We start from the raw sequence: 15,139 nt of genomic DNA, 5'->3' as shown, positions 1-15,139 counted from the left end.
CAGGAGAGGTTGGTTGATGACGCGACTGAACAGGCGGTGTGGCGCTACCACCGCCATCACCCTGATGTCCTTGATGTGCTCGACCGCCGGCGTCGCGCAGCAGCCGGGCGGCGGTGATCCGCTGGTGGCGCGCCGCTCCTTCTACCTGCCGATGCGCGATGGGGTTCGCCTCGCGGTGAACGTGTACCGGCCCGCCAAGGCCGGTGTGGCGGACACCGCCAAGGCGCCGGTGGTGTTCGCCTTCACGCCGTACCGCGCGCGCTATTACGACAAGGGCAAGCTGGTCGAGCTGCTCGACTCGCGCGAGTTCGGGCTGCGCAACCTGGTCCATGCAGGCTATGTCGTCGCCACCGCCGACATTCGCGGCAAGGGTGCATCGTTCGGCGCGCGTCGCGGCTTTCTCGACCAGACCGAGGCCAAGGATGGGGCGGAAATCGTCCAGTGGCTGGCCCGTCAGCCGTATTCGAGCGGTGACGTCGGTCTGATCGGCTGTTCGTACCTCGGCGGCACCGCGATGCTGGTGGCGGGCGCGGCGCCGCCGGCGGTGAAGGCGGTGTTCGCCGCCGCGACCGATTGGGACAAATACGAGTTCGTGTCGCGTGGCGGCATCACCGGCCAGTTCAACACGCGGCCGGAGGAATCGACCGCGATCGACCTCGCCAGCGCGCCAGTGGACGGCGACACCGGCGGCGTGCTGCTGAAGCAGGCGGTCGCTCAGCACGCCGGCAACACGCCGATGGCGCCTTTGTGGTACGGCATTCCGTACCGCGACAGCATGTCGGCGCTGACCGGTACGCGATTTTGGGAAGAGGTCGGCCCGTATACCCACAAGGCGGCGCTCACCCGGCCCGGAATGGCGTGGTACCTGTGGGGCAACTGGAACGACGAGCCGACCGAGCAGATCATCCGCGCCGCGGCGAACCTGCCCGCCAAGATGATCATCGGTCCGGGCAGCCACTGCGAACCGCCCAAGCAGTTTGACATCAACACCATCCAGAAACGCTTCTTCGACCGTTATCTGAAAGGCGAGCGGAACGGCATCGATACCGAGCCGAAATATGCGTGGTGGCGGCAGGATGGCAGCGGCGGCGAACTGATCCGCTCCAACACGCTGCCGGGTGTCGGCGTGAAGCGTACCAGTCTATTCTTGCAGCCTGATGGTGGTGTTCGCAGCGGTATGCTTGCCGACAAACCGGGCGGCAGCCGCACGCTCGATTACCCGATCGACTACAATATCTCCACCGACGCCTATTTCCCGTTCTGGCCCGAGACGCCGGATGCGCGCGCGGCGGTGTTCACCAGTCCCGCGCTGGCCGAGCCGGCGACGGTCGAGGGCTATTCGGTGGTGTCGATCCGCGCTGCGGCCGATGGCCGCCAAGCCAACATCTTCGCCTATCTCGAAGACGTCGATCCCAGCGGCAAATCGGTCGTGCTGGCACAGGGCCGACTGGCGGCGAGCCACCGCAAGTTGAGCAAGCCGCCCTACGACGACCTCGACCTGCCATACCATTCCGGGCTGACGCGCGACGCGGAGCCGCTGGTGCCGGGGCAGCCGGCGACGTTGGTGTTCGACCTGTCGCCACGGTCTTACGTGGTGCCGGCGCATCACCGTCTGCGCGTCGCCCTCGCCGGCGCCGACCCGCGCCAGCGCAACCTCGCCGCGATCAAGGACGGGCTCGCCAAACGCTGGACGATCTACGGCGCGGCATCACGCATCGACATTCCATTCAAGACACCGGTCCGTTTCGAGGCCGGCACCGAAAAGAGCATGGGAGAGGCAAAATGAAGACGAACATGATGCGAGGTCTGGCGCGATCGGGTGTCGCGGTTGCGGCGTTGATCTGGACGGGCGCGGCCTATGCGCAGGCGGTCACGCCGGAGCCGGGCCAGAATGCCCCCGCCACGCAGGTGCCCGACGAAACCGATGCGGCGCGTGCGCAGCTCAGCACCAGCGGCACCGCGCTGCCGCCGGACGCCACGACCACGCAGGCGCCTGCGGACGTGGTCGTCACCGGCAGCCGTATTCGCGGTGTCGCGCCGGTTGGTTCGTCGCTGATCGAACAGACGCGTGCGGATCTGCTCTCCTCGGGCGCGACCAATACCACGCAGTTGGTGCAGAACCTGCCGCAGGTGATCAACCAGGGCGTGAGCGAAGGCAGCCGCAGCACCTCGGGCGGTGCCGGCAACATCACCTACAGCTCGGGCTTCAACATTCGCGGCATCGGCCCATATGCCACGCTGACACTGCTCAACGGCCACCGCATCGTGCAGTCGGGTTCGTCGGGCGGTCTGCCCGATCCGAGCGCGATCCCGACCATCGCGGTCGAGCGGGTCGAAGTGGTCGCGGACGGCGCCTCGGCGATCTACGGGTCGGACGCGGTGGCGGGCGTGGTCAACCTCATCACGCGGCGGCGCTTCAACGGGCTGGAGGCGCGTGCGCAATATGGCCTCGCCGCCGATCAGGGCTACAACCAATACAACATCGGCATCATTGGCGGACACAGCTGGGGAACCGGCAACCTGACGTTGTCGTACGAACATAGCGGCCACGGCGCGCTCAACGGCCGCGATCGCGACTTCTACGGCGCGGACCTGCGCGCGCGCGGTGGTGGCGATTACCGCGGCACCCAGTGCAACCCGGCCAACATCGCGATCAACGGCACCAATTACGCGCTGCCCGGCCTGGTCGCGGGGTCGGTCAATAAGTGCGACACGCTGAAGACGCAGGATCTCATCCCGGCGCAGCGGCGCGACAGCGTGATGGGATCGGTCACGCAGGAGATCGGCTCGCGCATCACCCTGACCGGTGACCTGCTCTACACGCGCCGCGATTTCCAGTTCAATCCGGCGCTCACCACCGCGACGGTGGTGCTGCCCAGCACCAACCCGTATTTCATCCTGCCGCCCGGCGTGGTGGCGACGTCGGAGACGGTGCAGACCAATTTCGGCGGGCAGGGGCCGGTCAACAGCACGCGCGGCTTCTCCAAGGTGCTGGAGGGCACGGCGGGCCTCAACTGGAAAATGTTTGGCGACTGGCAGCTCGACGCGAGCTACACCTATGGCCGCGACGAAAGCCTCAGCACCTCGACGCAGGGCGTGAACAACGGCGCGCTTGCCGCCGCGCTTGCCAGCGCCAACCCGGCGACCGCGATCAACCCGTTCGGTGGCAACAGCGCGGGCGTGCTCAATAGTGTTTTCAACCAGGTGTTCGGCGCACCCGGCGTGAACGAGGAGCATGAGGGCGAAGTCAGCGTTTCGGGCTCGCTGTTCCACCTGCCCGGCGGCAACGTGCGCGCGGCGCTTGGTGGCGAATATGTGCGGGAGAGCATCTATACCGGCCTCGACAGCGGGCCGGCGAATGCGGTCAATTCCTCGCGCACCTATGCCGCGCGCAATATCAAGTCGGTGTTCGGCGAACTGCGCGTGCCGATCTTCGGCGACGACAATGCCATCCCCGGTTTCCATGCGCTCGATCTGTCGCTTGCCGGGCGGTACAGCGACTATTCGGATGTCGGCCACACCAGCAACCCGAAGATCGGCATCAACTGGGAGCCGGTACGCGGGCTGAAGCTGCACGGCAGCTACGGCACGTCGTTCCGTGCACCGATCCTCACGCAGATCAAGGGTGCGGTCGATGCGTTGTTCATCCAGAACTACAACACACCGAACGGTGTGGTGACGGGCGCGACGCTGTCCGGCTTCGCCAACGGCAACCCGCTGACGCCCGAACACGCGCGCACCTGGTCGCTCGGAGCCGATCTCGTTCTGCCGGCGCTGCCGAACTTCCGGGCGAGCGTGAACTATTTCAACATCGACTATACCGGCCAGATCAACGCCATCCTGTCCGACCTGTCGATCCTGCAGGGCGGCGCATCGGCATCGCAATATGCCGATCGTATCGTCCAAGGCGCGCCGGCGGCGGCTTTGATCCAGCAATTCGTGCAGCAGGGCTACCCTGTGTTCGGCGTGCTGCCCAACAACCCGACGCTGTTCGTGTACGGGCAGAACGTCAACGCCGGCAAGACGCTGGCGGAAGGGCTGGACTTCCAGCTGTCATATCGGCTCAGCCACTTCAACATCGCCACCAACGGCACGTATTTCACGCGCTACCGTACCGCTGTGTCGACCGTCGCGCCGTTCCTCGACAGCGTGAACACGATTTTCAACCCGCCGCGCTTCCGCTCGCGCAGCTCGGTCGGGTATGACAACAACGGCACCAGCGCGGTGGTGTTCTGGAACTACACCAATTCGTACAAGAACAACCGCGTCACGCCGACGCAGACGGTGAAGGATTACTCCACCTTCGACCTGCACGTCGCGCACCGCTTCGACGGCACGCTCAGCGACAAGAACAAGCTGACGCTGGCGGTGGACGTATCGAACCTGTTCAATGTCGATCCGCCGTTCGTCAATATCCCGGAAAGCCCGAACGGCGGCGGTGGGTTCGACCCGACCGTGTCCAATCCGATCGGGCGGATCATCTCGATCTCGGCAACCGTCTCGCTATGACGGTACGGCGGTCTGTATGTCTGAAAGGCGGGGGCGCGGCGCGTGCCCCCGCCCTGCGGCGGCGATCACTTGCGGAAGACGGAATCGTAGACCCGGTCGAGCAGGCCGCTCAGCACCTGAAGATCGTGCGGGCCGAGCACGTTGAGCACGTCCTGTTCGACATCGGCCAGCCGGGCGAACAGTTTGACCAGCGCAGCCTCACCGACGTCGGTGGTGTACAGCGCATGGCGCCGCCGGTCGTCGGGCGAGCGACGGCGTTCCGCCATGCCGAGCCGTTCGAGATCGTCGACGACGGCGACCGCCGCCGATTTGTCGAGCCCGACCTCACGCGAAAGTTTTGCCTGCGAGAGACCGGGATTGGCGGAAATGATGGCGAGCGCGGAGAACTCACCCGGGCGCAGCCCGATCGCGACGCTTTGCGTACTGAATGCGCCGGACAACTGGTTTTGGATACGCCGCAGCCGAAAACCGATGAAATTGCCGAGCCGGCCAAGTTCGAGATGTTCTTCGTTGACGGCTTTGGGTGGGGTTGGAGCAGGCATATACCGGCCTTAGTCAATCAAGTTGGTCAAACAAAGCGTGTTTATGACACGCCGCGATTGGCGCGCGACTGGCGCATGGCGGAGCGTTACACGCGGTTATGAACGATACCGATCAGATCCTGACGGATGCGACGACGCCGATCGGCCCTGAGCCTGTGCCGAACGCGCGATCCGCCACCGCCCACATACGGCGGGGCGCGCTCGGCGTCGGCGCGGTCGCGTTGTTGCTGGCGATGGCGACGGACGCGCTTGCGGTCGCGGGACGGCACCTTGGCTTCACCTTTCTCGGCGCGATCGAGATTTTCGAGGCTTGCGTGGTGATCGCCGCGACCTCTGCGATCGTCATCGCCACGATCGACCGCGGCCATGCGCGCGTTCGTATCCTGCTGGAGCAGGTCGGCGTGGGCGTGGCGGGCGCGCTCGATCGCGCGGCCGATCTGATCAGTGCGGTGGTTTTCGTGGTGCTGATCGCCGGCTCGGTGTGGCTGGCGAGCGATCTTTGGAACGGGCATGAGGTTACCGAAGTGCTGAACCTGCCGGTGCGCTGGCTGCGCGCGATCTGGATCGCGGGCGCGGTGCTGGCGGCGGCGATCTTCACCGGCCAGGCCGTGCGGCGGCGGACATGACGATGATCCCCGAAGTCGCCGGCGTGATCGGCATCGTCTGCCTGCTGGGCGTTCTCGCGCTGGGCCTGCCGATCGGGGTGAGCCTGATCGTGATCGCGGTGGGTGGGCTGTCGCTCCTGATCTCGCCGGAGGCGGCGCTTATCAAGGCGGGCGTGGTCAGTTTCTCGACAATCAGCCGCTATGAATTGGGCGTGCTGCCGTTGTTCGTGTTGATGGCGCATCTGTGCTTCGCGGCCGGCGCCAGTCGCGACTTCTTTGATACCGCCGCACGGTTCGTCGGGCATCGACGCGGCGGCCTCGCTATCGCCTCGATCGGCGGGTGCGCCGGGTTCGGCGCGATCAGCGGGTCAAGCCTTGCGACCGTCGCCACGGTCACGTCGGTGGCGCTGCCGGAGATGCGCAAGGCGAATTACGCGCCATCGTTCGCAACGGGTGCGCTGGCGGCGGGCGGTACGCTCGGCTCGCTGGTGCCGCCCTCGGGCGCGCTGATCGTGTTTGGCATCGTCGCGGAACAATCGATCGGCAAACTGTTCGCAGCCTCGATCATCCCCGGGCTGACGCAGGCGCTGTTCTACGTCATCGCGATTTCGGTAATGTGTCGGATCAATCCCGCGCTCGGCCCGCGCACCGCGCGCGTGCCTTGGAGCGTGCGGATGGCCGGACTGGTGCGGGTGATCGACATCGCCGCGCTGATCCTGTTCGTGATCGGCGGGTTGTTCATCGGCTGGTTCACGCCCACCGAGGCGGCTTCGGTCGGCTCGGTCGCGGCGCTGCTGCTGTGCTGGTGGCGTGGCAAGCTCACCCGCGCGGCGGTGACGGGCGCGCTCGACGCGACCTTGCGCACGACCGGCATGATCTACCTCGTCATTATCGGTGCGCTGCTGTTCGCGACGTTCGTCAGCGTAACCGGGGTGGCGGGTGCGCTGGCGGGCGCGGTCGGCAGCTTCCATGCCTCTCCGGTGCTCACGATCGTGGCGATGGCGGTGGCGCTGCTGGTGCTGGGATCGTTCCTCGATGGCATCGCGTTGATGCTGCTGACCACGCCAATCTTCCTGCCGATCATCCACGAACTGCACATGAGCCCGATCTGGTTCGGCATATTCCTCGTGCGGACCATGGAGATCGGTTTCGTCCACCCCCCGCTCGGCCTCAACGTCTATGTCATTCAGGGCATCGCCAAGGACATTCCCTTGGCAACGATCTTCCGCGGCATCGTGCCGTTCCTGCTTGTCGATTTCCTCCACCTCGCGCTGCTGATCGCGGTGCCGATGCTGGCGCTGTGGCTGCCGGGGAGGATGGGATGAAGTACCTCACGCTCCTGTGCATGGCAGCGGCGATGCTGCTCGCCGGCTGCACGCGGCCGGACCCCAACGTGACGACGCTCACCTATGCCAGCCCGTACCCGCCGAGCCATCCGTTCAGCAAAGCGGATATCACGTGGATGAAGTGGGTGGAGGCGGCGTCGCATGGTCGTATCAAGATCCACCCGCTGTGGAGCGGCGCGCTGCTGTCGAGCGACCAGAGCATGGAGGAGATCCGCCACGGCGTTGCTGATGTCGGGCTGATCACGCCGATCTACACGCTCGGCAACGCACACGCGCAACGCGCACAGGTCGGCTTCTACGGGCATGTCGGCTCGATCGCGCAGCAGGTCGGCGTGTATAAGTGCCTGCTCGCGACCTTCCCGGTGCTGCGCGACGAACTGAAGGGCCTGCACGTGCTGGCGGTGCAGGGCGGCAATCTGCCCGGTATCCTCACCCGCACGCGCGCGATCCACAGCCTTGCCGATCTGGGCGGCCTGCGCATCCGCTCGCCCGCCGAGAACACGGCTGTGCTGCGCGCGCTCGGTGCCGATCCGGTGGATATGCCGATGGGGTCGGTCTATCCCGCGCTTGCCAAGGGCGTGATCGACGGCGTGATCGCACCGGCGGATACCTTGAAAAGCCTGAACTTCGCCGAGGTCGCGTCGCATTTCGCGACGCTGCGGGTCAGCCGTGGCGCCTATCCGGCACGTGCGATGAACGCCGCGCGCTGGAACGCGCTGCCGCGTGATCTCCAGCAGATCCTCGCCCGCAGCGAAACGGTGTGGGAGGACGCGCTCAACCAACAGATCACCAGCGCCGAGCAGATCGGCCGCGCCTATGGCGAGCAGCACCATGTCGCGTTCGTGGCCGTGTCAGCCGCCGATCAGGCGCGCTTCGACGCGCTGTACGACCGCGACTCCGCCGCCACCGCCGCATCGCTCATCGGCTTCGGTGTCGATGGCACACCAATCTTCCAGGAAGCCCAGCGGCTTATCCGATCATCGCCGTACGGCAGCGAACCCGTTTGCCCACCGGCCGCACCCAACACGCGACAGGAACCGAAATGACCAACACCCAATCCCGCCCGCTCGAAGGCCTGCGCGTGATCGACCTGACCCGTGCGCTCGCCGGGCCTTATGCGACGTTGCTGCTGGCCGGGCTCGGCGCCGAAGTCATCAAAGTCGAAGACCCGCACGGCGGCGATCTCGCGCGGGACAACAGCCCCTATGTCGGGCGCGACGGCATCACCGTCGAGCGCACGCATGACGACGATATTTCGATTTCGCACCTCGCCCGCGCACGCGGCAAACGCGGCGTGTCGCTCAACCTGAAGTCCGAGGCTGCGCGCGGCGTATTCGCCGACCTGTGCGCCCACGCCGATATCGTGGTGGAGAACTTCGCCGCCGGCACCGCCGACAGGCTCGGCGTGGGCTACGATGTCGCCAAGGCAGCCAAGCCCGACATCATCTATTGTTCGCTGTCGGGTTTCGGGGCGGATCGTCCGGACGGCAAGGCGATGGATGTCATCATCCAGGCGCTGTCGGGCGCGATGTATACCAGCGGCGATCCCGATGCGCCGCCGGTGCGGATGGGCATCCCGGTCGCCGACATGCTCGCGCCGGTGTTTGCGGTGATCGGCATCCTGTCTGCGCTGGAGCAGCGCCACCGCACCGGCGAGGGGCAGCATATCGACGTGTCGATGCTGGGTGCGCTCACCTCGTTCGTCGCGATCGAGAACTGGTCGGCGCTGGCCGCCGCCGGCATGCCGGCGCGGACCGGGCTTACCGTGCAGCGGCTGTCGCCGTTCGGCGTGTTTGCCTGCGCCGACGGCTATGTCGCCATCGTCGGCGTACACGAGAAGCTCGCGCAGGGGCTGTTCCGCGCGATGGAGCGGCCGGAACTGGGCAAGGACCCGCGCTTCGCCGGGCGTGACCTGCGCGTCGCCAACGCGACCGTGCTGGAGGCGGAGATCACCGGTTGGTCCTCGCAGCATACGGTGGCGCATGTCGTGGCGGCGTTGCAAGCGGAAGGCGTGCCGGTCGCGCCGGTCCGCCACCCCGAGGAGGCGCTGATCGACCCGCGCGTGGTCGAACGCGGCGAGACGATGCCGCTCGCGCACCCGTCTTACCCTTCCACGGTCGACCTGCGCAGCGTCGGCGTGCCGATCACCTTTTCGTCGGCGCGGACGGGCTTCGACGAGGTGCTGCCGGTTCATATCGGCGAGCATAATGCCGAGGTGTTCCGCGATCTGCTCGGCTATGACGACGCGCGTATCGCCGCGCTGGCGCTCGACGGGGCGATCTGATGGCGGGTGCCGCGAACGCACTGGCCGCGATCGCGGCGGCCTATCGTGATCCCGATGCGGTCGCGCGCGCACTCGCGGCGGACGGCCAGCGGGTGATCCGCACGATCGGCAGCGATGCGCCCGATGCATTCCTGCGCGCGGCGGGGTTCGCACCGGTGCGGGTGGCGCCGCCGGATGTGGCGACCCCGCGTGCTGACGCGCTGATCGGGCCTGCGACGGCCCGCAGACGCATGCACCGGCTGCTCGAATGGCTGCTCGATCCCGCTCAGGCCGAAACACCCATTCTCATCACCCGCGCTGACAGCGAACAGCCGCAACTGTTCGCCGCCTTGCGGGAACTCCGGCGGCTCGGCGCGGCGGGGCCGAAGCGGTTCGCGATGCTGGATCTGCTGCATCAGCCGCGCGAGAGTTCCCGGGCGTATAATCGCGGTCGGCTAGCGCAGCTTGGCGCATGGCTGGCCGAACAGGGCGGGGCGACACCGACCGACGACACGATCGCTGCCGGGCATGTCGTCGAAGCGCAGTTGCGGGAGTGCGCTCTTATGGTCCACGCGCAGCGCAGCGCCGCGTCGCCGACCCTGGGCGGAACCGACTTCCTCCGCATCGTCGGCGCATCGGCGGTGCTGCCGCCGGACGTCCTGATCGCGCACCTGGACGCGATCCTCGCCGCGCCCGCCGCGCCGATGGTAGCCGCCCGCAGGATCTGGGTAACGGGCAGCGCACCCGAAGACGACCGCGCCTACGCCGAGATCGAGCGGGACGGCGCGGTGATCGTCGGCGAAAGCCATGATTGGGGCTTGGCGCGGTTCCGCGTACCACCCGCCCGAACGCTGGAAGATTTCAGCCAGCCTGACCGACTTGCTCCCCTGACGGCACGCGGGATCGCAACGCTGGCGGGAGAGGCTATCGCCGATGCGCGGGTTGTCGGCGCCGACACGATCATCAACCTCGCGCTAGACGGCGATGAAGTGGCACCATGGCTGGTCAAGCCGCTGCGCGCGCAGGCGGGCGGATTGCAGATCGCGCCGTTCGTGCGTCCGGCCCCGCCCGAAGCGGCTCCCGAACGATCCACATCCACAGCGCCACGCACCGCACCGGAGCGCAGTCGCAAGGCGCTGAACGTCGCGGCGGATTTCGGCACCTATCAACGCGAGTGGTTTGCGGGCATCCGCGCCGCGGTGGCGGACGGTGCGCCGTTCGCGGTGGTAAACGCCAACGCCCCGCAGGAGATTCTCCGCGCATTCGACCTGCCGTTCGTGGTCAACCAGTGGTGGGCGTCGATCGTCGCGGCGAAGCGACAGTCCAGGCGCTATCGTGGCCTGCTTGCCGATCACGGCTATCCCGCTGACGTGGAGGCGTACAGCACGCAGGCGCTGGCGGCGGCGTTCGATGACGATGCGGAGCAAGCGCCCTGGGGCGGCTTGCCATCACCCGATTTCGTTCACGCCATCGCCTCGTCCGATCCGACACCCGCCATTTTCGAAGCGATGGCGGTCGAGCATGCCGCCGCCCGCTTCGTCTACGAACGCACCGTCGATCCGCGACCGGAGATCGAGACGCGCTGGTGGGAGGTGATGCACGATGATTGGGAGGTTGCACTCGAACCGGAGCGGCTCGACCTGCTCGTCGCGGAACTACGCGCCGTCGTCGCCGAGATCGAGCAGGCGACCGGTCGCAGCTTTGACGAAGCGCGCTTCCGCGAGGTGATGACGCTGGTGAACGAACAGGAGAGTTATTACCGCGCGACCCGCGACCTGATCGCGCGGGCGGTGCCGGCGCCGATCAGCATTGTCGACAGCATGCCCGCCACGATGGTGCCGCAGTGGCACCGTGGCAGCGTGTGGGCGCGCGATGCGGCGCGCGCGTTTCACGACGAGGTGGCGGCACGCGTCGCTGCCGGGCAGGGCGCGACGAACGAGGAGCGCGTTCGCCTGATGTGGGTCGGTCGTGGCCTGTGGAGCGATACCGCGTTCTACCAGCGCTGGGAGGAGAGCCATGGCGCGGTGTTCGTGTGGTCGATGTACCTCGCGCTCGCGGCGGACGGGTATATCCGCAACTTTGATGGCGGACGCGATCCCATGCGGGCGCTCGCCGCGCGGTTTCTGACGATGGGGGATGAACTGCGGATGCCGAGCTGGTCGGGGCCGTGGCATGTGCACGAGGCGCAGTCGCACCAGATCGACGGTGCCGTCGCGCTGTCCGATGCCGATCCGTTCACCGTGCGCGCACTGGTTGATGCCGGGATCCCGGTGCTGGAACTCGGCGTCGACAATTTCGCGCTCGGGCCGGACGATCTCGAGCGGCTGAACACGCGTGTCGTGGCATTCATCGAGGGGCCGGCGCGCGCGCGTGCGGCGGCGCGGCTGGGCGGAGCGGCGTGAGCGGTCCGCTCACCGGGATGCGTGTGCTGGAGTTCTCGCGCTATCTGCCGGGCACCTATTTCGGCTGGATCGCGGGTGACATGGGGGCCGATGTGATCCGCATCGAACATCCCCGTGAACTTGCCAAGGCCGAGGCGATGTTCGGCGCGAGCGCCGACGCGGCGGCGATGCGGCGCGATCGCGCCCGGCCGACCTATACGCGCAACAAGCGCAGCATCACGCTCAACCCCGGCCACCCGGACGCGCGACGCGTGCTCGACCCGTTGATCGCGTCGGCGGACGTGCTGGTGGAGGATTTCCGGCCCGGTACGATGGCGCGGCTCGGGCTCGGCTACGACGCGGTGGCGGCGATCAACCCGCGGCTGGTCTATGCCTCGGTCAGTTTCGCCGGGCAGCATGGCCCGCTCGCGCACCGCGCGGGGCATGATCCTGCCGCGCTGGCGGCGGCGGGGGTGTTGTCGCGGCTGAACGGTCAGCCGGTGCCGACGCTGCCCGGGGTTCAGGTCGCCGATTTGATGGCGGGCGCGCACGCGACGATCGCGATCCTGCTTGCCCTGGCGGCGCGCGCGGCGAGCGGGTGCGGGTCGCATGTCGACGTGGCGATGATCGACGCGGCGATGCCCTTGCTGATGGTCGGCCTCGGCCGTGCCGATGATCCCGGCGATGTCGGTGCGCCCGACGGCGCATGGCATCCGAAGGGCGGGGTGTGGCGCTGCGCCGACGCAGCCTATCTGTGCACCACCGACATGGAACCACGCTATTGGGCGCGCTTCTGTGAGGCGATCGGAAGGCCCGATCTTACCGCGCGCCAGTTTGACGCTGCGGCATATCCGGCGATCCATGCCGACCTCGTCACGCTGTTCGCAAGCCGACCGCGCGCCGACTGGCTGGCGCTGTTCGAACGGGCGGACACGCAGGCGATGCCGGTCCTCGCGCCGGGCGAAGCGCTGCGCCACCCCAACGCTGCCGCACGCGGGATGCATGTGGAACTCGACGTCGCCGGCGGCGGCATGGTGGAGCAGATCGGAACGCCGTTCACGATTAGCGGGGTGACGCCCGGCCCACACCGCGCGGCGCCGCTGCCCGGCCACGATCGTGACGCCATCCTGGCGGAGATCGGTTTCGCGCAAGACGAGATCGACAGCCTGACGGCAAGCGGTGTGTTCTCCAGCACGCAAGGTGCTGGCGCATGAGCGCGCTACTCGGCCTGAAAGTGATCGACTTCACGCACGCCATTTCCGGGCCGACCTGCACCAACATGCTGGCGCAGCTCGGCGCGGAGATCGTGAAGATCGAGCCGCCGGGGCGTGGCGACGGCTTTCGCCATTATACCGAACATGGCGGTGCGCCGTTGCTCAGCATCCCGTTCGCCGCGATCAACGCGGGCAAGCAGTCGCTCGCACTCGATCTCAAGAGTGCCGCCGGGCAGCGCATCGCGCGCGATCTCATCGCCACCGCCGATGTGGTGGTGGAGAACTTCCGGCCCGGCGTGATGGCCCGGCTTGGCCTCGCGCCCGACGATCTGCGCGCCGCCGACCCGGACCTGATCGTCGTGTCGATCAGCGGCTTCGGGCAGGATGGGCCGATGGCGCACTATGGCGCGTACGATCACATCGCGCAGGCTGCTTCGGGTATCGCGGCGATGAACGCGACCGCGGACGGACCGCTCAAGATCGGCATCCCGATTATCGATTCCTTCACCGGTTACATCGCCGTCATCGCGCTGCTGGCGGCGCTCCGTACGCGCGATGTGGGTGGCGGGGGCGCGCACCTCGATATCGCGATGCTTGATGCGGCGTTGAAGCTCGTCAACACGTCGGTGGCGGTGCATTCGGCGACGGGAACGGTGCCGATGGGGACGGGAAACCGCGGCTTCCGTCTCGTCGCGACGTCGGAGTTCTACCCGACCGGCAACGGCTGGATCGCGCTGGGCGCCAACGAACAGACGCAGGTCGCCGCGCTGTTCCGGGTGCTCGGCCATGCGGCGATGATCGACGATCCACGCTTCGCCACGCATTCGGCGCGCACCGCGCACTACGCGGACTTACGGGCATGGCTGATCGAAACGCTGGCCGGCTTCGACGCGGCGACGCTGGAGCGCGATCTCGTTGCGGCCGGCGTCGCGGCGGTCCGATTGCGGGATGTCGGCGAGATCGCGGGTGATCCGCACATTCGCCAGCGTGGAACGCTCGAACAGGTCGAGGTGCCGGGGGACGAACGCCCGCTCGACGTGGTCGCCGGGTTCGCCAACGCGGCGCGTGTCGGCGCGCGGGTGCCGCTGCTCGGGGAGCATGGCGATGCGGTGCTCGCCGCACTCGGCCTCGATCCGGCGGCGATCGCGGCATTGCGTCGGGACGGGGTGGTCGCATGATCGAGATCGTCTTTCTCGGCGACCTGATCCTCGACGTGCCGGAGCCCGACCATTGGCTCGCGGGCGTGGCGCCGATCACCCGTGCCGCCGATCTTGCGATCGGGCATCTCGAAGTGCCGCATACCACGCGCGGGCAGGAGATGGTCGGCGACGTGCCCGCGCCCGGTGCCGACCCGGCGCACCTTGCCGCGCTGGCGCGGGCGGGGATCTGCATGGTGTCGCTCGCCGGCAACCACATCGCGGATTGCGGGCGCGAGGGCATCGTCGACACGATCGCCGAACTTGACCGGCTGGGCATCGCTCATGCCGGCGCTGGCGTCGACCTCGCGCAGGCAGGGCGGCCGGCGGTGCTGGCGCCGGATGGCGTGAGCGTAACGCTGCTCAGCTACAATTGCGTCGGGCCGGAGATCAGTTGGGCGAGCGATATGCGCGCGGGCTCCAACCCGTTCGTCGTCCGCGCCGCCGATGGCGGACCGACCCGCCCGCAGGCGGATCTGATCGAGGCGGACCCGGCCTCGCTCGACAAGATGGCGCGGCAGATTGCCGATGCACGGCGCAGCGCCGACGTGGTGGTGGTGGCGCTGCACAAGGGGATCACGCACCGCCCCGCCGCGCTTGCGCCCTACGAGCGACCGGTATCCCATGCCGCGATCGACGCGGGCGCGGATATCGTTCTCGGGCATCACGCGCACATCGTGCGGGGGATTGAGATGTATCGGGGCCGGCCGATCTTCCACGGACTTGGCAACGGCGTTGTCGTCACCAATGCGCTTAGCCCGGCGCAGGACCATCCCGCCCGCGCCGAATGGGCGGAGCGGCGCAAACGGATGTTCGGCTTCCAACCGGACCCGGCCTACACGCTGGCGCCATTCCATCCGGAGGCGGTGAACGGCATGATCGGGCGATGCCGCTTCGATGCCGGTACAGTGGTGGAGACGGCGTTCCGGCCGATCTGGTTCGCACCGCCCGGCCGGCCGGAGCCGGCGACGGGCACGCAGGCGCAGGCGATCGCCGACTATATCGACGGCGCCGGCCAACGCGCCGGCCTCCCTCCGCTGACCCGAAGCTGGGCCGGCGACTGGGTCCGGGTCGCCGGCTGAG

The 15,139-nt window shown here is 67.7% G+C and carries 11 protein-coding genes; 10 read left to right on the top strand and 1 reads right to left on the bottom strand.

Features of this window, described 5'->3' with window-relative positions:
• The first annotated feature begins 16 nt into the window (after window positions 1-16).
• On the top strand, window positions 17-1,786 hold the full coding sequence (locus tag L8F97_RS14330) for a CocE/NonD family hydrolase (protein ID WP_242151444.1): 1,770 nt from the start codon (window positions 17-19) through the stop codon (window positions 1,784-1,786).
• Entirely contained in the window at window positions 1,783-4,509 is a 2,727-nt protein-coding gene (locus L8F97_RS14325) for a TonB-dependent receptor plug domain-containing protein (protein ID WP_242151441.1), read from the top strand. The genes L8F97_RS14330 and L8F97_RS14325 overlap by 4 nt, the downstream gene beginning before the upstream one ends.
• Before the next feature lie 65 nt (window positions 4,510-4,574).
• Here the strand turns inward: L8F97_RS14325 and L8F97_RS14320 are convergent, their stop codons facing one another.
• The gene (locus L8F97_RS14320; RefSeq protein ID WP_242151438.1) at window positions 4,575-5,051 is read right to left on the bottom strand and encodes a MarR family winged helix-turn-helix transcriptional regulator; all 477 of its coding nucleotides are present in this window, start codon (window positions 5,049-5,051) and stop codon (window positions 4,575-4,577) included.
• Window positions 5,052-5,149: 98 nt separating this feature from the next.
• Between L8F97_RS14320 and L8F97_RS14315 the strand changes: the two genes are divergently transcribed.
• From L8F97_RS14315 to L8F97_RS14280, 8 genes are read left to right on the top strand one after another with little or no spacing between them, the layout of a single operon-like run.
• The gene (locus tag L8F97_RS14315) at window positions 5,150-5,677 is read left to right on the top strand and encodes a TRAP transporter small permease subunit (protein ID WP_242151434.1); all 528 of its coding nucleotides are present in this window, start codon (window positions 5,150-5,152) and stop codon (window positions 5,675-5,677) included.
• Window positions 5,674-6,981: a TRAP transporter large permease gene (locus L8F97_RS14310; RefSeq protein WP_242151431.1), complete on the top strand. Its 1,308-nt coding sequence runs from the start codon at window positions 5,674-5,676 to the stop codon at window positions 6,979-6,981. The genes L8F97_RS14315 and L8F97_RS14310 overlap by 4 nt, the downstream gene beginning before the upstream one ends.
• Window positions 6,978-8,048 (top strand): TRAP transporter substrate-binding protein DctP, encoded by a 1,071-nt coding sequence (dctP, locus tag L8F97_RS14305; RefSeq protein WP_242151428.1) that lies wholly within the window; start codon window positions 6,978-6,980, stop codon window positions 8,046-8,048. Before L8F97_RS14310 ends, dctP begins: the two co-directional genes overlap by 4 nt.
• On the top strand, window positions 8,045-9,286 hold the full coding sequence (locus L8F97_RS14300; RefSeq protein WP_242151425.1) for a CaiB/BaiF CoA transferase family protein: 1,242 nt from the start codon (window positions 8,045-8,047) through the stop codon (window positions 9,284-9,286). Before dctP ends, L8F97_RS14300 begins: the two co-directional genes overlap by 4 nt.
• A complete protein-coding gene (locus L8F97_RS14295; RefSeq protein WP_242151422.1) occupies window positions 9,286-11,667 on the top strand; it encodes a 2-hydroxyacyl-CoA dehydratase family protein in 2,382 nt (793 codons plus the stop codon). The genes L8F97_RS14300 and L8F97_RS14295 overlap by 1 nt, the downstream gene beginning before the upstream one ends.
• On the top strand, window positions 11,664-12,860 hold the full coding sequence (locus tag L8F97_RS14290; protein WP_242151420.1) for a CaiB/BaiF CoA transferase family protein: 1,197 nt from the start codon (window positions 11,664-11,666) through the stop codon (window positions 12,858-12,860). The genes L8F97_RS14295 and L8F97_RS14290 overlap by 4 nt, the downstream gene beginning before the upstream one ends.
• Window positions 12,857-14,038, top strand: coding sequence for a CaiB/BaiF CoA transferase family protein (locus L8F97_RS14285; protein WP_242151416.1), 1,182 nt, complete (start codon window positions 12,857-12,859; stop codon window positions 14,036-14,038). Before L8F97_RS14290 ends, L8F97_RS14285 begins: the two co-directional genes overlap by 4 nt.
• Window positions 14,035-15,138: a CapA family protein gene (locus L8F97_RS14280; RefSeq protein ID WP_242151413.1), complete on the top strand. Its 1,104-nt coding sequence runs from the start codon at window positions 14,035-14,037 to the stop codon at window positions 15,136-15,138. The genes L8F97_RS14285 and L8F97_RS14280 overlap by 4 nt, the downstream gene beginning before the upstream one ends.
• Window position 15,139: the final 1 nt, after the last annotated feature.

This window comes from Sphingomonas sp. BAUL-RG-20F-R05-02 (genome assembly GCF_022662305.1).
Classification (GTDB): Bacteria; Pseudomonadota; Alphaproteobacteria; order Sphingomonadales; family Sphingomonadaceae; genus Sphingomonas.
The sequence above is the reverse complement of the archived record's forward strand: the minus strand, read 5'-3'. Positions and strand labels throughout refer to the sequence as shown.

Coding starts and splice junctions, on each gene's coding strand:
- L8F97_RS14300 (WP_242151425.1), top strand. CDS start 8,045: ATGACCAACACCCAATCCCGCCCGCTCGAAGGCCTGCGCGTGATCGAC.
- L8F97_RS14285 (WP_242151416.1), top strand. CDS start 12,857: ATGAGCGCGCTACTCGGCCTGAAAGTGATCGACTTCACGCACGCCATT.
- L8F97_RS14330 (WP_242151444.1), top strand. CDS start 17: ATGACGCGACTGAACAGGCGGTGTGGCGCTACCACCGCCATCACCCTG.
- L8F97_RS14315 (WP_242151434.1), top strand. CDS start 5,150: ATGAACGATACCGATCAGATCCTGACGGATGCGACGACGCCGATCGGC.
- dctP (WP_242151428.1), top strand. CDS start 6,978: ATGAAGTACCTCACGCTCCTGTGCATGGCAGCGGCGATGCTGCTCGCC.
- L8F97_RS14325 (WP_242151441.1), top strand. CDS start 1,783: ATGAAGACGAACATGATGCGAGGTCTGGCGCGATCGGGTGTCGCGGTT.
- L8F97_RS14320 (WP_242151438.1), bottom strand. CDS start 5,051: ATGCCTGCTCCAACCCCACCCAAAGCCGTCAACGAAGAACATCTCGAA.
- L8F97_RS14310 (WP_242151431.1), top strand. CDS start 5,674: ATGACGATGATCCCCGAAGTCGCCGGCGTGATCGGCATCGTCTGCCTG.
- L8F97_RS14295 (WP_242151422.1), top strand. CDS start 9,286: ATGGCGGGTGCCGCGAACGCACTGGCCGCGATCGCGGCGGCCTATCGT.
- L8F97_RS14280 (WP_242151413.1), top strand. CDS start 14,035: ATGATCGAGATCGTCTTTCTCGGCGACCTGATCCTCGACGTGCCGGAG.